Source organism: Ketogulonicigenium vulgare WSH-001, assembly GCF_000223375.1.
In the GTDB taxonomy this organism is placed as follows: Bacteria; Pseudomonadota; Alphaproteobacteria; order Rhodobacterales; family Rhodobacteraceae; genus Ketogulonicigenium; species Ketogulonicigenium vulgare.
On the sequence record NC_017384.1, the window covers coordinates 1,480,626 to 1,497,691 of the forward strand.

Sequence of the window (17,066 nt, forward strand, 5' to 3'; positions counted from 1 at the left end):
CTATGAAAGCCCCCGTCCGCATCTCCAACCTTTGTATCGACTATGCCAACCTGCGCGTGCTTTCGAACCTGAACCTCGACATCGCAGGGGGCGAGTTCGTCGTCCTGCTTGGCCCGTCGGGCTGCGGGAAATCGACGCTGCTCAATGCGATTGCCGGCTTCAATGATGTTGCCGAAGGAAGCATCGAAATTGGCGGCCAGAACGTCACTTGGGCCGAGCCCAAAGACCGCGGTATCGGCATGGTGTTCCAATCCTATGCGCTTTATCCAAAAATGACTGTGCGCCAGAATCTGGCCTTCGCGCTGGAAACGGCGCGGGTGTCAAAGTCCGAGATCGAAGCCCGCATTGCACGCACGGCCAAAGTCTTGCAGCTGGACCATTTGCTGGCTCGCCGCCCGGCGCAGCTTTCCGGCGGTCAGCGCCAGCGCGTCGCCATTGGCCGCGCATTGGTGCGCGATGTCGGCGTCTTCTTGTTCGATGAACCGCTGTCAAACCTGGATGCCCAGCTGCGCAACGACCTGCGGATCGAAATCAAGCGTCTGCACAAGCAACTGAATGCGACCATCGTCTACGTGACGCACGATCAGGTCGAAGCGATGACCCTGGCCGACCGTATCGCCGTGATGAATGGCGGCGTCATTCAGCAACTTGGCACCCCTGCCGAAGTCTATCACACACCCGCGAATAAATTCGTCGCCAGCTTCCTCGGCTCGCCGCGCATGAACTTTATCGAGGGTACGCTGGAGGGGGCGACCTTCCGCGCGGCGACGGGCGAGCTGCTGGATGTCAGCGCCTATCCCTTTGCCGCTGCGGCAAAGTCCGGGCCAGTCACCTTGGGCGTTCGCCCTGAAAAGGTGAACCTTGCTGCGACCGGCACGGCGGGCAAAATCAGCGTGGTCGAGCCGATGGGCGCCGATACCGTGATCTGGGTGCCATTCATGGGTACGGATCTGACGGTCCGGCTGGACGGCGAGGCGCGCGTCGCCGAAGGCGATACCGTCTATCCCGCATTCGCCATCGCCGACATTTCGCTGTTCGATGGCGAGACGGGGGCCCGTCTTTAATGCTGCCCTCGAACCAATATTCGTTCCAATTGTTCTCCTCGCGCGCGGGCGATTTGGACGCCCAGTTCGCACTGCTTGGCACATTGGGTTACACCGATGTGCAGCCCTTCTTCTTTGCACCGCCCGAAAACCACGACGCGATCGACGCCCAAATCGCCCTGATGCAGCACTATGGCATGACCGCCGAAAGCGGCCATTTCAAACTGAGCATGTTCGACGATGGCCCCGATCTTGTTGCGGGCATCGCCAAGAAATACGGGATGTGGCTTGTGGTTGTGCCGTGGATCGAGCCCGAGGACCGGCCCACCACGCGCGAGGGCTGGCAAGCCATCGGCGCGCGCCTTGAACAGATCTCGGACGAGATGGCCGCGCGGGGTCTGACCTTTGCCTATCACAACCACGAGTTCGAGATGGAACCCCTGCCCGACGGCAGCTTTCCCATCACGCATCTTTTGGGCGAGAAAGTGGCCTTCGAGCCTGATCTGGCTTGGATCGCCGTTGCGGGGCAGGACCCGGCAGAATGGTTGGACAAATATGCCGGCCGCATTCCTGCCGTGCATGTCAAGGATATCGCCCCCGCCGGCGAATGTCTGGACGAAAAGGGCTTTGCCGATCTGGGGCATGGCGTGATGGACTGGGACAGGCTCTGGCCCTTGTCCTGCGCCGCGGGCAGCCGTCTGATGGTGGTCGAACATGACCTGCCCAATGACTGGCGCCGGTTTGCGACACGCGCCATGGCCAGCCTGCAGCGCCTAGCCCAAACCGAGATCGCAAAATAACAAAAGGGGGCGTCTTCGCCCCCTTTTTCATTCTATCAGCCCATCTGCCCCGCAAAGTGCCGCCCCGCGCGGGCTGCAAGGGCCATGATCGTCAATGTCGTGCCTGTGGTGCCGCTAGAGGCAAAGACGCTGGCGTCCCCGATATAGAGATTGGGAATACCCCAGACCTGACTGTCGGCATTCACAACAGAGCTCGCCTCATCCGTGCCCATCCGCGCGCCGCCCGTTTCGTGAATCGCAGCGCCCATGATCATCGCTTTGGTAAAGAACATGCGGAACAGCGTGCGGCTGATGAGATCCTCGTTAGGATAGGCACCCCGGCCGTATTCTTTCAGCCCCATCGGCGAGCCCGTAAATTCGATATCCACGCCTGCGGCCTGCATGATTTCCGTCAAGGTCGCGATTTGCGCCGTCAGGGTCTGGCGATCCTGTTCGCCCATTTTACAACGGATATGCGCCGCAGGCACGCCCCATGCATCTTTGCGACGCGGGTTCAGCGTGACACGGTTGTCTGCATCGGGCTGCATGATGCCAAAACCAAAAAACGAGATGCGCGCCGGATCGTCCGGCCCTGCGGGGCCGCGCCCCACCGAGCCTTGATAATCGTAATCGCTGGTCGCACGTCCGTCCGCGCCCGCAAAGCGCGGAATAAAAATGCCGCCAGACGGTCGGTAGAACGCATCCTCGGGCGCATCATCTGCCGTGACCGAGCCGCGTCCTTTCGGATAAGCGCCCATTGCGACCATAGGCAGCTGATCCATGAAATAGCGCCCGACCTGATCATGGCCATTGCCAATCCCGCCCGGATGCGCGGCGGATTTAGAGTTCAGCATCACGCGGATCGTCTCGATGGGCGATGCACAAAGGAAAACTCCCTGCGCATTGATGGTCTCGGGCTGATGGCTCAGACGGTCGACCACCTCTACCCCGGTTGCACGTGTGCCCGCCGCATTGGTCAGCACGCGCCGCACGATCGTATTATAGCGAATGGTCAGCCGCCCGCTGGCTGCGGCCTCGACCAGGGGGCGAAAGGCACGCTCGGGCGCGGCGGCAGCGGCAACATAGCGCCATGGCACGACCTTGCGCTCGGGCCAGCGCGCTTCGACATCGGCTTTGAACTGCTGCTCGGCGGGTGTCAGGCGGGCCTTATGCGCATACCGTCCATCAGGCAGCGTCGGGATATTATCCGTCTGACCATAAAGGTTCATGACGGCTTCGACCTCGTCATAATAGGGCGCGATATCGGCATAGGACAAAGGCCAGTCGACGCCGCTATCATGCAGGCTTGCGCTTTTGAAATCGTCATCCGACCAGCGCAGCAGGACGCGGCCGAACATATGCGAACGACCGCCCATTTGTCGGCCGCGGCTCCATAAAAAGGGCGCGTCGGACGGCGTCGTATAGGGGTTTTTGCGGTCGTTCACATAGAAATCGCGCAGCCGACCGTTGAAGAATGTGGTTCTGGCCTGGCGCGCTTGACCGCGCAATGTGGCCATCGCGCGTTCCATAATATTCACCGGCGTTTGGCGCACATGGATGCGCTTATCGAGGTCGTCCTGCGACACACGCGGCCCGGCCTCGAGCAGGACGACATTCAACCCTTGCGCGGTCAATGTGCGCGCGGCAAAGGCCCCCGACGGGCCCGATCCAACCACGATTGCATCATATTGCCCAAGACTCATTTTTTCAGCTCCACCGTCAATCAATACAGCAGATTGAAACATAAGTTTCATTCAGGGCAAGCGTGATCGCCCTATTGCGGACAAGTCTGTCACCCGCCGCCGCAAAACGATCAAGGATTGGGCGCTACCTTCAGCACGATGAACTCGCTGCTGCTCGGCCAGGCCGGCGGCGCGGTCAAGCCGCCGATACTATAGGCAATAATCGCTTGCAGCGCATAGGCACGATCCTCGGGCGATTGGATGGCCGAACCGGGCCCCACACCCAGAAAACGCAGCTTGCCGACCAAGGGATCGCAGTCGGCCAGAATATGGATGACCGACCCGCGCAACAACTCGTACCGCCACGCCACTTCCGAGCGTGAAAGCTCGGGCAGGCTGCGCGCCAGCTGATTGACAAAAAGCTGGGCGACGGAGTCAAAGGAGTTGTGAACGAACTGATTGACCTCGGTCGCAAGCTCGGCCCGCATATGCTGCAACGCCCGAAGGAAAAGACTACTGCCCGTTTTCTCATCGATATCGTCGATCATCGGCTGTGCAAGACAGGCGATAATGCGTTCAACAGGCACTGGCGCGGCGCCATATTCTTCGATCGCAGCGCGCAGCAAAGTCTCGCGGTGACGATTCACCGGCTCGAGAATCCCCAGCAAGGCCTGACGCGTCAGGTCACTTTTTGAGCGGAAATAATAGTTGACCGCAGCGATATTCACCCCTGTCGCATGGCAGATATCGCGGACCGTTGTCGCCCTAACCCCTTTGCGCGCAACCAGAATCTTGGTCGCTTCCATAATTCTGTCGCGGGTGCTTTCGCTGCCCTGCGGCGCGGCATCATGAAGTTCGGCAGCTTTCATGCGTTCATTCTCATTCGTGATTATGCGCCCGGATTGCCTTTGGCTTTTCCTGCTCGACGGTCGGTTTACACTATACATGATATCGTTGACAGAAAAGGCGACGCGAGTCATAAATTTGTTTGAAACTGTTGTTTAATACATTGGACTCGCATGGAACTCTCTGACAAGACGGCCCGCCAAATGTACGAGGGCATTCGTCAAAACCCGCCCCGCAAACCCTTTGGCCTGGGCGAGCGGGTTGCATTGGTCAATATCGACCTGCAGCGCGCCTATACGGATGTGGGCAGCTTCAAAACAGCCTACACCGGCCATCCCCAGCAGATGGATCACATCAACACCCTGACCGATGTCTGCCGCCAACTGGGCGCCCCCGTAATTTGGACCTATGTGGCGTATTTGCCCCATTCCGAGGATGCTGGCCTATGGGGGACGCGGACGGACACGCCGGACTCGTTGCAAAATATCAAGGACGGCAGCCCCCGCGCCGAACTGGACCCACGCCTGAACATTGCCGACAGTGATATCAAGCTGCGCAAGCATATGGCGTCGGTCTTTACCGAGACGCTGTTGCCGTCGCTCTTTACCTTTAAAAAGGTGGACACGGTTATCCTGACTGGTGGATCGACCTCGGGCTGCGTGCGCGCCTCGGCGGTCGAGGCGCTCTCGCGTAGTTACCGCGCCATCGTGGTCGAAGAATGCGTCGCCGACAAACACGAAAGCCCCCATTTTGCCAGCCTTTACGACATCTGCGCGAAATATGGCGACGTCATGGGGATCGACGCCGTGCTGACCGAGCTGCGCGGGCGCCTGTAACCTGCCTGACGTTTCAGATTGCGCATTGCAATCCATAGGCTGCGCCCGTTTCACTGGCGCAGCCTCGTAAAAAAGGGCCGTTTCAGGGATCTGCGATCTTCGACACGCCCAATGCCAAAGACCTGTTCAATGCGGCCCGGCGACACGCCCTTGACGAGGGGAATGCCACGTTCAAGCGGCTATATTCCTCTTTTGCAACGGCTAGCCCATACGCGACAGCGGATATACATTCTTTTTGACACCTCTTGTTCGGCTTTGTCCGCAGCATTAGCCTCAGGCGATCATGAACAACGCATTCTCGATCCAACGCCTCTTGCTATCGCCCAACATCACACTGCGGCATCTCGAGATTTTTGCCACGATGATGGACGGCTGGACCACGGCGGCGGTGGCCGAGCGTCTCGAGATCACCCAGCCCGCGGTATCCCAAAGCATCAAGCAATTGGAACAAGCGCTCAATGTCACCTTGTTCGAACGCGTTGGTCGTCGCCTCAGCCCGACCAATAGCGCCGTTATTTTACATAGCGATGTGCGACAAGTTTTTCGCGCCATGCGTGCGCTGGAAATCCGCGCCGAGGGCCTGTCAAAGGGGTCATCCGGGCAGCTACGCATCATCTCGACACCGCCCTTGGGCTATTCCTATGCCCCGCTAGCGCTGGCGCGCATCTTGCAAACCAACAGTGAGATTGCGACCGAATACGAGGTCGTGCGCATGACAGAGCTGCGCGACGCCGTGCAATCGGGGCGCATGGATCTGGGGCTGGCCGTGTTCGAGGGCAATATCGAAACCGCGCTGAACGTGACCCCGATCCACCGCACGCGCATGGTGGCCGTGGTGCCCCGCAGCAGCCCCCTAAGCGAAAAGCACGCCATCTCGCCCGAGGATCTGCACGCGCAGCCCTATATCGGCCTCGCAGGCGACAGCAACCTGGGGCAGTTGATCCGGTCGGCCTTTACCGAGCGCCAAGCGGACTATCACCCAAGGCTGGAGGTGCGCTATTGCGCGACCGCCGTCAACCTTGCGGAACGCGGCATCGGCACCGCAATGGTCGATCCCTATTCGGCATCGGCGCATGCCCTGCAAAACGTGGTCTGCCTGCCCTTTGTCCCCACGCGCGAGGTCTGGGCCTGCACATTGACCAGGCGCGGCGTTCCGTTCTCGTCGCCGCTGAAAGCCTTTATGGCGATCCTGCGCGAAGAAATGGAAAACCGCGTCGTCAGCCTGCCCGTTTGAGCCGCGCGCGGCGCTTTTGTATATGCGGCCTGATCCGCATGAGGGGCCCGCAGCGCAGAGGGTAGCGATTTTTGCGCGCGCACGTCAGCCGATCTCTCGGGGTGGCCGCGGCATCGGCAAGCCGCCCCGATTGCAGCAGCGTGGCAACCTATCAAAGTCCCTTCCAAAAGCAGCCCCAGCCTTGGCACCATATCGAAAATGCTTTGCGCATCCGCGTGATTACTCGCCAGCTGCTTTTGCAGAGTGCTCCTCCCCCTGTGAATTGGTCCGCTGTTATGTTTAGGAAACGGAGGATCAAGAATGGCAAACAAGCGGCCGAAGGCGGAAGAGATTGTCTCGAAGTTGCGGCAGGTTGAGGTTCTGATGGGGCAAGGTTTGTCCCGTCTTGACGCGGTCAGGCGTATCGGCGTTGTCGAGCAGACGTATTACCGCTGGCGCAAGCAATACGGTGGGATGGGCGTGGGTCAGATGAAGGAACTGAAGCGCCTTCAATAAGAGAATGAACTGCTCGGGCGTGCGGTGTCTGACCTGACGCTGGATAAGCTGATCCTGACGGAGGCCGCGCGGGGAAACTTTTAAGCCACGCTCGCCGCCGGGCCTGCATTGACCATGTCCGCAGTGAGCTGGGCGTTTCCGAGCGTCGGGCCTGCCAAGTGCTGCGCCAGCATCGCTCGACACAGCGCAAGCTGCCGCGAGGGCGGACGGACGAAGATCGCCTGGTCGCCGACATGATTGAGTTGGCCAGGCAATATGGCCGCTACGGCTATCGCCGGATTGCGGCCTTGTTGCGGAATGCCGGATGGCAGGTGAACGACAAGAGGGTCGAGCGCCTATGGCGGCGAGAGGGGCTGAAGGTGCCGATAAAGCAACCGAAGAAGGGCCGACTATGGCTGAACGACGGATCCTGCGTCCGGTTGCGGCCGCAATACCGGGATCATGTTTGGTCGTATGATTTTGTTCACTGCCGCACCGATGACGGCAAGGTGTTTCGGACGCTGAACATCCTTGATGAGTTCAGCCGCGAATGCCTGACGATCAGGGTGCGGCGCAAGTTGAACTCGACAGACGTGATCGATGCGCTGACAGACCTGTTCATCTTGCGCGGCGTGCCAGCCTTCATCCGTTCCGACAATGGCCCGGAGTTCATAGCCCTCGCTGTTCGGGACTGGATCAGCGCCGTCGGCGCAGAAACGGCCTACATTGAACCCGGATCGCCCTGGGAGAATGGCTACTGCGAAAGCTTCAACGCCCGTTTCCGCGATGAAATGCTGAACGGGGAGGTCTTCTACAGCCTCCGCGAGGCACAGATCCTGATCGAACAGTGGAGGAAGCATTACAACACGAAACGACCACACAGCGCATTGGGCTACAGACCACCGGCCCCGGAAGCCATCATCGCGATGGGCCAGAGGCTGGTCATCCACTAACTTTCAAAATGGAGCACTCAAGTGGGGCTGATCATTTCCATTGAGAATTGAACCATGTGACCCTTCCCCAACGCGGTGAGCGACGGGGGGACAAGGAGTGATTCACATGGGACTTTTGAATGTCATTCGCCGGATGGCTCTGCGAGAGAAGCTACCGATCCGCGAGATCGCGCGTCGCACAGGTTCTCCAACCAGATTGGCGGGTTTCCCGACCTTACTGCTGTCTTCGTGGTCATCACAGAAATTGTGGACACAGTGCTGGGCGGCGTGATCCTCGCAAGATTCCGCATTGCCATAGCGCTTGCGCGCGAGCCATTGTTCCGGCTGGGGACCCATGGCGCCGGTACCAATTGCCGCGACCGAGGGGGCTACGTCGGCCTTGTCATGGTACTGCTCGGGCTTCTGAATGTACTGGCCGCCCCGCTGGTAGCACTTCTGCTTGGATGTACCATGAAACACACAACGCGTCTGTCCCTGTCTTTCAATCGCATCGCCGCCGCTGGGCGCGATGCGCTCGCCTCCGCGGTCGCCGGCGCGCTGGCTTGGCTGCTTGCCAGTGGGCTATTCGGCCATACCCATCCGGTCTTCGCCATCGTGACTGCCATTGTCTGCCTTGCTCCTGGCCTGCCCAATCACGGGCGGCAGGCGGTGGGTATAATGCTCGGTGTCGCAATCGGCATTCTGATGGGCGAGCTGGCGTTGCTGGTCCCAGACAGCCTGATGGGGGCCGGAGCGCTGGCACTATTGCGCATGTCGGGAGCCGTGCTGTGCTCAATCCTGATCGCCTCTGCCTTCGGCCTGCCCGCAGTGGTGCCGATCCAGGCCGGCGTCTCGGCAGTGCTGGTGTTGGCGATGGGGCCGGAGAACGCGGGATGGCACAGGATGCAAGACGTGTTCGTCGGCGCTGGTGTGGGTCTTCTGTTCAGCCAAATTCTGCTGACGCCTGATCCACTGCGCCAGGTCGACGGTGCCATGCACAATCTCCTGCTGCGGATTGGGACGGCACTCAAAACTGCGGCCAGCGCAGTGCAGAACGCCGATCCGACTAAGGCGGACACCGCGCTCGGCCTGATCATGCAGGCGCAGGAAGACCTGGTGTTGCTACGCGATGGTGCCGATGCTGCGCGTTATGCCGCCCGCTGGTCTTTGCGCGGACGTCTGGCCGCCGGTCCCGTCACGGCAGCGGCCGATCAGAGCGAACATGACGCGATCCGTATCTGTGCTGCGGCGCTTTTGCTTGGCGACGCGCTGCATGAGGCCTTGCGCCAGGGAAGCCGGCAGCCTCCCGGCCTCGCAAGCCACCTGCAGATGCTTGGGGCACGTGCCAGCGGCAAGGCGGGCAACGACATTCTGCCTTATCGCAAAGGATCGCCAACAATCGGCCTCACAGACCCGGCATGGCTGCCATTGATCTCACCGTTGGACATTCTGAACAAAATGCTGCCAACGACGTGCGTGAAGTCGCCGCCCTGATCAGCAGCACAGCCCCTCGCACAGGGCCTCAAGCGCAGCTTCAACGGCATTCGCGCCGACCTTTTCTGGCAGCAGGAGGCCATCCAGCGTCAGCAGGGTCAATCCATGCATTTGCGCCCAGCAGGCGGCCGCCTGACCCTGTACCGGTCGTTTTCGGAAAATACCTGCGGATTGGCCGCGTTCCAGCAGCTCGACGACGATCTCGAACGTACTAAGCGCGCGGGGGTCCGTGTGCAGCCGGGTCGCGCTGGTGACCTCGGGGCCGAACATAAGCCGATAGAGCGCCGCGTTGCCTTGGCCAAAGCCCAGATAGGCCTTTGCCATCGCGTCGAACTCTGCCTCGATGCCGCCGGGCAGTGCCTGCTGCGCCCGCTGCAATTCTTCGCGCAGGCGGTCGAAACCGATCAGCGCAAGCCCCGCCAACAGCTCCCCCTTGTCGGAGAAATGCTTGTAGGGGGCGGAGTGGCTGACGCCAGCCCGCCGCGCGACCTCCCGCAAGGTGAATTGCCAGCCGCCGGCCTCGGCCAGCATCTGCATCGCGGTATCGAGCAGGGCGCGTTTTAGATCGCCGTGGTGATAGGGGCGGGAGGGTGTCTCGGTCATCGGCTTCATGTTATCGGTGTCAATTTATGTTGACATCGTAAACTTTACGCCCTATGTCAAGCACGATTATGTTTACAACAGAAACATGAGGCCGTCATGACCCATTCCGATGCCGCCATTTCATCCCCGTTCGACGATATCCTTGCTGCCCAGCGTGCCGCCTTCCTGCAGGAAGGCCCGCCTGCGCTCGCCGCGCGCAAGGCCGACCTGAAGGGGCTGCGTGCGGCGATCCTCGCGCATCGCGACCAGATCGAACGCGCAGTGAACGCCGACTTCGGCCATCGCTCGCGGCACGAGACCGCGATGATGGAGATCATGACCGTGGTGCAGGGGATCGACTACCTATCGCGCAACCTTCGCCGCTTCATGCGGCCAGAGCGGCGCCATGTCGCGCTCACTTTCCGCTTTGCCAGCGCGCGTGTCGAATATCAGCCGCTGGGCGTCATCGGCATCGTGTCGCCCTGGAACTACCCTGTCGGACTGGCGCTGATGCCGCTTGCGACGGCGATCGCGGCAGGAAACCGGGCCATGATAAAGCCGTCGGAACTGACCCCGCAGACGAGTGCGCTGATCGCGACGATGCTGGGCAAGCTCTTCCCGCCCGATCAGGTTGCCGTAGTCGCCGGCGATGCCGAAGTGGGCGCGGCCTTCACGGCGCTGCCGTTCGACCACCTGCTATTCACCGGCAGCACACGAGTGGGCAAGGCGGTGATGCGCGCCGCTGCGGAGAATCTGGTTCCCGTCACGCTGGAGCTTGGCGGCAAGTCGCCCGTCATCATCGCCCCCGGCCATGCCGATGATGCGACGGCCTCGGGGATCGCCTTCGGCAAATACGCCAATGCCGGCCAGACCTGCGTCGCGCCCGATTACGTCTTGGTCCATGCTGACGAGGTCGAGCCGTTCCGCGCGGCCTTCGACCGCGCCGTCTCGACGCTTTATCCGCAGGGAATAGCCAGCCCGGACTATACCTCGATCATCAACAAGCGGCACTTCGCCCGGCTCAACGGCCTGATCGAGGATGCGGCGGCGAAGGGCGCGCGTATCGTGCCGCTGGGCCGGCAGGCGGAGCCGCGTGCACACGCGCTGGCGCCCACGCTGATCCTCGACCCTACCGATGAGATGGAGGTCATGCAGGAGGAGATCTTCGGCCCCGTGCTGCCGGTCGTGACCTATCGGGATCTCGACGAGGCCATCGCCTATGTGAATGCCCGCCCTCGGCCGCTGGCCCTCTATTACTTCGGCGCCGACGATTCCGATCGCCGCAAGGTCCTCGCCCGCACCACCTCGGGCAATGTGGGGATCAACAACACGTTGATGCACTATGGGCAGGAGGATCTGCCCTTCGGCGGCGTCGGCCCGAGCGGGATGGGCGCGTATCATGGCATCGAGGGTTTCCGCACCATGAGCCATGCCAAGGGCATCTATGCCCAGGGCCGCTGGAACGCCGCCAGCCTGCTTCGCGCTCCCTTCGGCCGTTTCGCCGACAGGGTGTTCGGGTTCATTCTGCGCTGACGGTCCCCGCCATTACCGTCCGGATCAATGGACGATACCGATGAATTTTGCCGGACCCTCCGTTCCGATGCGCCTGACGGTCTGGGACGCCGGCCTTGCGTTCCGCGACCACACCGACCCGGTCGAAAAGACGCGCCAGCAGCTTCTGACGCGCCGTTACCCCGTCGCGCCGAAACCCACGGAAGCTCTGCATCGCCTCTGCACGATTACCGAGGAGGTCGGCCCCGACGGCTTCAGCACCAATCACCTGATACCGCGCCGGAACGCCGCGCGGACGCATACTCTTTACATCCACGGCGGAGCCTATGTCCTGCAGTTGCTGAAGCCGCATTGAGCAGATCATTCGCCAGACCGGCGCCATAGCCAAAACAACGCCCGCATCCACACCCGCCTGTATGCCGAGGCCTGCCAGATGCTGGAGACATCAGCCATGCAGACCGCCGAGATTTCAGCCAGCTTCGGATTTCCAGATCCGGCCTATTTCTGCGTTTTTTCAAACGTATATATGGATATTCTCCGCGCGACTATCGCAATGGCCTTTATCGCGGGACCACATCTGGCCAATCATGGTCGGCGTGGCCCTGACCTTTTCCTTTATACAATGCTCGCCTGTCTCGGTTTTCTGAAAGCCGGGCAGCAGGCAGCGGGGTTTGCTCACTGCCCATATCGGCTTGCAAGCAGCCTGCGCGTATAGGGATCTTGCGGTGCGGCAAAGATTGCGGCGTTGGTATTGGCCTCGACAATGGCGCCGTCTTGCATGATCGCAACGCGGTGGCACATGCCGCGCACCACCTCCAGATCGTGGCTGATGAACAGGCAGGCGAGGCCGGTTTCCTGCTGAATGCGCTGGAGCAAGTCCAGAATCTCCCCCCGGATCGACACATCCAGCGCCGAGGTCGGCTCATCCGCAATCAGCAGGCTGGGCGAAAGCGCCAAGGCCCGGGCGATGGCAACGCGCTGCTTCTGGCCGCCCGACAGTTGATGCGGGTGACGCGTTGCAAAGCTTGCGGGCAATTCGACCTGCGCGATCAGCGCCGCGACGCGGGTGTCGATTTCGGCCCGGTCAAGCGACAAATGCGCCCGCAGCGGCTCGGCGATGATCTGGGCGATGGTCAATTTCGGGTTCAGCGCGCCAGAGGGGCTTTGGAACACGAAGCCGATCCGCGCCCGCGCCGCACGCAACGACGGGCCGCGCAGTGCCGATAGATCCATGCCCTCGAACTCGATAGCACCCGCGATGACTTTGGCCAGGCCGACAAGGCTGCGGCCGGTGGTGGATTTTCCCGACCCGCTTTCGCCGATCAGGCCCAGCGTCTCGCCGCGATGGATGGTAAAAGACACGCCGCGCACAATCCTATGGGGCGCGCGAAACGGGCGTTGATAGCCCAGCACCAGATCGCGCACGGCCAGCACGACCAGCGCCTGAACAGGCGCGGGCGACGGGCGATGCGCCGTCGCGGCGTTCAGCAGGTGCCGGGTATAGGCGGATTGTGGTGCCCGCAGCGCCGCGGGCGCCTCCCCGGCCTCGACCAGCCGGCCATCCTTCATCACCAGAATGCGGTCGGCCATCTCTGCCACCACGCCCATGTCATGCGTGATCAGCAGCAGCGTCATATCGCGATCGCGCACCAGCCGTTGCAGCAGTTCCAGAATGTCGCGCTGCACGGTGACATCCAGCGCGGTTGTCGGCTCGTCCGCGATCAGCAGCTGCGGCCGGCCTGCAAGGGCCATCGCAATCATGATCCGCTGTTGCTGGCCGCCCGAAAACTGATGCGCAAAGTCATGCATGCGCCGCGCGGGATCGGGGATTCCGACCTCGGCCAGCAGGGCAATGACAGCTTTTTTGCGGGCCCTGGCGTTTTGATCGGGGTGGCGCAGGCGCAAAACCTCGGCAATTTGAAAGCCAATGCTGAACACTGGATCAAGGGCTGCCGAAGGGTCCTGAAAGACCGTGCTGATGCCGCGCCCGCGCCATTGTCCCAGGCCAGCGGCGGCAGGGATCACCGCCCCCTCGAACGCGACTGTGCCGGTCACTTGCGCATTCGCGGGCAGCAGGCCCAGCACCGCCATTGCGGTCATCGACTTGCCCGAACCGGATTCGCCCACGAGGGCCGTCACCTGCCCCCGCGCCAATGCAAGGGACAGGCCATCGACGGCGCGGGCCGCGCCAAAGTCGACGCAAAGATCGGTGATCTGCAGAATATCAGCCATGCTGCAGCCATTTATCCAGACGGATCAGCGTGATGGCATAGATACGAAAGCCGCGCCAAAGATTGTCGATCGACACGAATTCATCCGGCCCATGCGGGAAACCGTTCTCGGGCGGGATGAAATCTGGACGGCTGTCGGTGCGCACCCCGTTCACGACTGGCACACGATCACGCCCGAAACCCGGCCCAAAGGTGATCGAATTGGGCAGCACCCTCGCATGGGTGCCGCCGCCCATCGAAAACGGCACCGAATCCACTTCAGCAAATGTGTTAAAAGTCGATTGCAGCAATGAGACGAGGGGGCTTTCACGCTCGATATAGACCGGAAAGGCGTGGCGCACCGTCTGCACCTGCCCGCCAACGCCGGATGCGGCGCGCGTCAGTGCCGATAGCAGCGTCTCATGATCCGCCGCCACAGGATAACGGATATCGATATGCAGGCGCAGCCCGTCGCCGTAAGGCGCGATAATGCCGCCGTTTTGGGTCAGGCGGCCGGTCTCGTCATCGGCAATGGCCGTGCCCGTCCCGTCCCCCCAGGGCGTGTCCAGAACCTGCGCCAAAAACACCGCCGCGGCCTGATCCGCCGGATCATCCAGCAGACCGCTATCGGCCAAGGCGCGGGCCAACAGCGTGATGGCGTTCAGCGTGTTTTCGGGAAAGGCCGCATGACCCGATTGCCCGCGCACCAGCAGATGCGTGCCGCCCGTTGCGGCAGTGACGCTCAGGCGGCTACGCAGATCCGCAGGCAAGCGGTCTGTCGCCGCCAGAACGGTTACAGGGTCCAGTCCCGCCAGCACCAATCCTGCCGTTGCGGGCACCGCATTTACGGCAACGCCAGCCTTTAGCCCGCGCAGCTGCGGCCCGGCCGCGAAATCAATCGTCGCGATCAGATTGCCTTTTTGCGCAAAGTTCACCGGAAAACCGCCGTCCGAAATGATGCTGAGGCGCGGCACCGGATAATGCGCGGCGTAATGTTCCAGATCGGCCATGCCAACCTCCTCGGCCCCGCCATAGATCACGCGCAGGCGATGTTGCAGGTTGATCCCCAGGTCACGAAAGGCGCGCAGCAGATAGAGGTCCACCAGCGCCGGCCCCTTGTTATCCGAAGCCCCCCGCCCCAGCACGAAACCATCGCGATAAAAGGCCTCATAGGGCGCGATGGTCCAATTTTCGCCCGCAGGCACCACGTCCAGATGCGAGGCAAGGCCGATTTCCTCGGCCCCCGAGGGGGGATCGCCCAGCACGGAAATCGCATAGCCGTCGTGGGTCTCGGTTTGGAAACCCAGTTCCGCCGCGCGGGCGAGAACGCGTTCAAAGACCGCTGCCACATCGGGGCCGAAAGGCGCGCCCGGCGCGGCCTGCGTGTCATCGCTGACCGATGGATATGTCACCCAATCGATCAGATCGGCAATGAATTCATCGCGATGCGCGGCGAACCACGCGTCCAACTGTGCCAAAAGCGCCAGCTCTGCCGCAGTCGGCGCGGCGGGCACCAGATCGGCGGGCACGGGATGGGCGGGATATTGACGTTCCATAGGTTATTCCTTTGCCGAAATTGAAGGACGCGCGCGGCGGGCTGGTTTCAGCACCGCCAGAATGGCCGAGGCACGCGGTGTCAGATGACGCGACAGTGCCTCGCCCAGAAAGTTGATGCCCATGACCAGTATGACGATGGCGATGCCGGCGGGTAGCCATAGCCACCATTGATAGGTCAGCACACGCAGGCTTTGTGCAGACGACAGGATATTGCCCCAGCTGGCCTGCGGCGGGCGCACCCCAAGGCCAAGGAAACTCAGCGCAGATTCCGCCAGCACCGCCGTTGCAACCGCCAGTGTCGCATAGACCATCACCGGCCCATAGGCATTGCGCAGCAGATGGCGGATGATGATGGTCAGATCATTGACGCCGATAGCCTTTGCGGCCTGCACGAATTCCCGCTCGCGCAGCGACAGGAATTCTCCTCGCACCAAGCGCGCGAGGCCCGTCCAGTTCAGCAGCCCGATGATGATGACGACATTCATCAAACTCGCGCCGAATAGCGCCGCCAGCGTGATCGCCATGGCGTAAAAGGGAAAGCACATGACGATTTCAGTCAGCCGCATGATGATCGCATCCGTGATGCCACCGAAATAGCCCGCCAATGCGCCAAGGGTGACGCCGATCAGCAGTTGCACCGCGACCGCCGACAGACCGACCAGCACAGAGACGCGCGCCCCGAACAGCAACCGGCTGAGGACATCGCGCCCCACTTCATCGGTTCCCAGAAGATGGGTGGCACTCGGCGGCTCCTCGATCGCGAACATATCGATTGCCAGCGGATCATAGGGCGCAATCAGCGGCGCAAAGATCGCAAGCAAGGTGACGCTGCCCAGCAGCACGGCGCCGATGATGAAATAGGGATCTGTCCAGAGGGTCCGTTTCATGATCCCAACCTCACCCTCGGGTCGACCAGCGCATAAAGCAGATCCGCCAGCAGGTTCACGACGACCGTCACCAGCGCCAGCATCAGGATGATCCCCATCAACAGGGCGTAATCACGATTCTGCACCGCCTCGAAATTCAGGCGACCGATGCCGGGCCAGTTAAAGATCGTTTCGGTCAGCAGCGCAGCCGAAAACAGGCTGGGGATTTCAAGACTGATCATCGTGATCAGCGGCTTTGCCCCGTTGCGCAGCAGATGCGGAAATATCACCTGACGGCGTGTCAGCCCCTTGGCAAACAGCGTGCGGACAAAGTCCTGATCGGCGATATCGGCCACCGCGCCACGCAGATAGCGGCTCATGATCGCGGCATTTCCGATCGCCAGCACGCTTGCCGGCAAGATCAGATGCACCGCGACGTCCCGCAGATGGTCAAGGCCGCGATACCCGGCCCCGACCGTGACAACACCGCCGGTTGGCAGCCACCGCAGATCAGCCGCGAAGATCTTGATCAACAGCATGGCCAGAAAGAACGCCGGGATCGAGACGATGACAAAGGACACGACCGATAGCGCCACATCCGCCCGTCCGTCGCGTCTTAGCCCGGCCCAGACACCGACCGGCACCGACACCAGCAGCGTCAGCCCCAAAGCCGTCCCCGCCAGCAGGGCAGTATTCCCGATCCGACTGGCGATCACCTGCGTCACCGGCGCGCCATATTGGATTGAATAGCCGAAATCACCCACTGCCGCCCGCCCGATCCAGCGCAGATATTTGACCCAGATCGGGTCGTAATAGCCCAGACGGGCCAGCAGGCGTTGTTTCTCCTCGGGCGAGGTCATCGGGTCTATCATGGCGACATAGGGATCGCCCGGTTGCAAATGCACCAGCGCAAAGACGATGACCGAAATGCCGAAGATCACGGGCACGGCGATCAGCAACCGTCGCAGAATATAATGAAACATGCAAAATTCCCCGGCGGGGCGGATGGTCATCCGCCC

At 61.6% G+C, this 17,066-nt stretch carries 15 protein-coding genes and 2 pseudogenes; 10 read left to right on the forward strand and 7 right to left on the reverse strand.

Annotation, left to right across the window (positions count from 1 at the left end):
* Window positions 1-2 precede the first annotated feature (2 nt).
* A complete protein-coding gene (locus KVU_RS07250; RefSeq protein WP_013384701.1) occupies window positions 3-1,064 on the forward strand; it encodes an ABC transporter ATP-binding protein in 1,062 nt (353 codons plus the stop codon).
* Complete coding sequence (locus KVU_RS07255; protein ID WP_013384702.1) at window positions 1,064-1,843, forward strand: sugar phosphate isomerase/epimerase family protein; 780 nt, start codon at window positions 1,064-1,066, stop codon at window positions 1,841-1,843. The genes KVU_RS07250 and KVU_RS07255 overlap by 1 nt, the downstream gene beginning before the upstream one ends.
* 35 nt (window positions 1,844-1,878) lie before the next feature.
* Here the strand turns inward: KVU_RS07255 and KVU_RS07260 are convergent, their stop codons facing one another.
* Window positions 1,879-3,525 (reverse strand): GMC oxidoreductase, encoded by a 1,647-nt coding sequence (locus tag KVU_RS07260; RefSeq protein ID WP_044008054.1) that lies wholly within the window; start codon window positions 3,523-3,525, stop codon window positions 1,879-1,881.
* 110 nt (window positions 3,526-3,635) lie between these two features.
* Window positions 3,636-4,484 (reverse strand): TetR/AcrR family transcriptional regulator, encoded by an 849-nt coding sequence (locus tag KVU_RS07265; RefSeq protein WP_236953063.1) that lies wholly within the window; start codon window positions 4,482-4,484, stop codon window positions 3,636-3,638.
* Between the two features lie 39 nt (window positions 4,485-4,523).
* On the opposite strand from KVU_RS07265, the gene KVU_RS07270 reads away from it, so the two are divergent.
* The 5 genes and pseudogenes from KVU_RS07270 to KVU_RS07285 all read left to right on the forward strand — a co-directional run bounded on the left by KVU_RS07270 (window position 4,524) and on the right by KVU_RS07285 (window position 9,320).
* On the forward strand, window positions 4,524-5,186 hold the full coding sequence (locus tag KVU_RS07270) for an isochorismatase family protein (protein ID WP_014537831.1): 663 nt from the start codon (window positions 4,524-4,526) through the stop codon (window positions 5,184-5,186).
* A 283-nt stretch (window positions 5,187-5,469) separates the two neighbouring features.
* Window positions 5,470-6,420 carry a LysR family transcriptional regulator gene (locus KVU_RS07275; protein WP_013384706.1) on the forward strand — a complete coding sequence of 317 codons (951 nt, stop codon included), beginning with the start codon at window positions 5,470-5,472 and terminating at the stop codon, window positions 6,418-6,420.
* 300 nt (window positions 6,421-6,720) lie between these two features.
* Window positions 6,721-7,847, forward strand: a pseudogene (locus tag KVU_RS07280) (IS3 family transposase).
* Between the two features lie 75 nt (window positions 7,848-7,922).
* Window positions 7,923-8,267 (forward strand): annotated as a pseudogene (locus KVU_RS16365) (LrgB family protein); the annotation flags it as partial.
* Window positions 8,268-8,297: 30 nt separating this feature from the next.
* Window positions 8,298-9,320, forward strand: a complete 1,023-nt coding sequence (locus tag KVU_RS07285; protein ID WP_236953161.1) for an FUSC family protein — start codon at window positions 8,298-8,300, stop codon at window positions 9,318-9,320.
* On the opposite strand, the gene KVU_RS07290 is transcribed toward KVU_RS07285, so the two are convergent.
* Window positions 9,321-9,923, reverse strand: a complete 603-nt coding sequence (locus KVU_RS07290; protein WP_236953064.1) for a TetR/AcrR family transcriptional regulator — start codon at window positions 9,921-9,923, stop codon at window positions 9,321-9,323.
* Between the two features lie 96 nt (window positions 9,924-10,019).
* On the opposite strand from KVU_RS07290, the gene KVU_RS07295 reads away from it, so the two are divergent.
* The 3 genes from KVU_RS07295 (at window position 10,020) to KVU_RS16245 (ending at window position 12,129) form a co-directional block, all read left to right on the forward strand.
* The gene (locus tag KVU_RS07295; protein WP_013384711.1) at window positions 10,020-11,435 is read left to right on the forward strand and encodes a coniferyl aldehyde dehydrogenase; all 1,416 of its coding nucleotides are present in this window, start codon (window positions 10,020-10,022) and stop codon (window positions 11,433-11,435) included.
* Window positions 11,436-11,475: 40 nt separating this feature from the next.
* Window positions 11,476-11,769: a hypothetical protein gene (locus tag KVU_RS07300; RefSeq protein WP_236953065.1), complete on the forward strand. Its 294-nt coding sequence runs from the start codon at window positions 11,476-11,478 to the stop codon at window positions 11,767-11,769.
* A 78-nt stretch (window positions 11,770-11,847) separates the two neighbouring features.
* Window positions 11,848-12,129, forward strand: a complete 282-nt coding sequence (locus tag KVU_RS16245; protein WP_236953066.1) for a hypothetical protein — start codon at window positions 11,848-11,850, stop codon at window positions 12,127-12,129.
* On the opposite strand, the gene nikE is transcribed toward KVU_RS16245, so the two are convergent.
* The 4 genes from nikE to KVU_RS07325 are packed head-to-tail and all read right to left on the reverse strand — an operon-like array spanning window position 12,090 to window position 17,030.
* Window positions 12,090-13,646: a nickel ABC transporter ATP-binding protein NikE gene (gene nikE / locus KVU_RS07310; RefSeq protein WP_013384713.1), complete on the reverse strand. Its 1,557-nt coding sequence runs from the start codon at window positions 13,644-13,646 to the stop codon at window positions 12,090-12,092. The genes KVU_RS16245 and nikE overlap by 40 nt on opposite strands.
* Window positions 13,639-15,180 (reverse strand): Sapep family Mn(2+)-dependent dipeptidase, encoded by a 1,542-nt coding sequence (locus tag KVU_RS07315; RefSeq protein ID WP_014537832.1) that lies wholly within the window; start codon window positions 15,178-15,180, stop codon window positions 13,639-13,641. Before KVU_RS07315 ends, nikE begins: the two co-directional genes overlap by 8 nt.
* 3 nt (window positions 15,181-15,183) lie before the next feature.
* Window positions 15,184-16,068 carry an ABC transporter permease gene (locus KVU_RS07320; protein WP_014537833.1) on the reverse strand — a complete coding sequence of 295 codons (885 nt, stop codon included), beginning with the start codon at window positions 16,066-16,068 and terminating at the stop codon, window positions 15,184-15,186.
* A complete protein-coding gene (locus KVU_RS07325) occupies window positions 16,065-17,030 on the reverse strand; it encodes an ABC transporter permease (RefSeq protein ID WP_014537834.1) in 966 nt (321 codons plus the stop codon). The genes KVU_RS07320 and KVU_RS07325 overlap by 4 nt, the downstream gene beginning before the upstream one ends.
* Window positions 17,031-17,066 lie beyond the last annotated feature (36 nt).

Coding starts and splice junctions, on each gene's coding strand:
- KVU_RS07250 (WP_013384701.1), top strand. CDS start 3: ATGAAAGCCCCCGTCCGCATCTCCAACCTTTGTATCGACTATGCCAAC.
- KVU_RS07255 (WP_013384702.1), top strand. CDS start 1,064: ATGCTGCCCTCGAACCAATATTCGTTCCAATTGTTCTCCTCGCGCGCG.
- KVU_RS07260 (WP_044008054.1), bottom strand. CDS start 3,525: ATGAGTCTTGGGCAATATGATGCAATCGTGGTTGGATCGGGCCCGTCG.
- KVU_RS07265 (WP_236953063.1), bottom strand. CDS start 4,484: ATGACTCGCGTCGCCTTTTCTGTCAACGATATCATGTATAGTGTAAAC.
- KVU_RS07270 (WP_014537831.1), top strand. CDS start 4,524: ATGGAACTCTCTGACAAGACGGCCCGCCAAATGTACGAGGGCATTCGT.
- KVU_RS07275 (WP_013384706.1), top strand. CDS start 5,470: ATGAACAACGCATTCTCGATCCAACGCCTCTTGCTATCGCCCAACATC.
- KVU_RS07285 (WP_236953161.1), top strand. CDS start 8,298: ATGAAACACACAACGCGTCTGTCCCTGTCTTTCAATCGCATCGCCGCC.
- KVU_RS07290 (WP_236953064.1), bottom strand. CDS start 9,923: ATGACCGAGACACCCTCCCGCCCCTATCACCACGGCGATCTAAAACGC.
- KVU_RS07295 (WP_013384711.1), top strand. CDS start 10,020: ATGACCCATTCCGATGCCGCCATTTCATCCCCGTTCGACGATATCCTT.
- KVU_RS07300 (WP_236953065.1), top strand. CDS start 11,476: ATGAATTTTGCCGGACCCTCCGTTCCGATGCGCCTGACGGTCTGGGAC.
- KVU_RS16245 (WP_236953066.1), top strand. CDS start 11,848: ATGCTGGAGACATCAGCCATGCAGACCGCCGAGATTTCAGCCAGCTTC.
- nikE (WP_013384713.1), bottom strand. CDS start 13,646: ATGGCTGATATTCTGCAGATCACCGATCTTTGCGTCGACTTTGGCGCG.
- KVU_RS07315 (WP_014537832.1), bottom strand. CDS start 15,180: ATGGAACGTCAATATCCCGCCCATCCCGTGCCCGCCGATCTGGTGCCC.
- KVU_RS07320 (WP_014537833.1), bottom strand. CDS start 16,068: ATGAAACGGACCCTCTGGACAGATCCCTATTTCATCATCGGCGCCGTG.
- KVU_RS07325 (WP_014537834.1), bottom strand. CDS start 17,030: ATGTTTCATTATATTCTGCGACGGTTGCTGATCGCCGTGCCCGTGATC.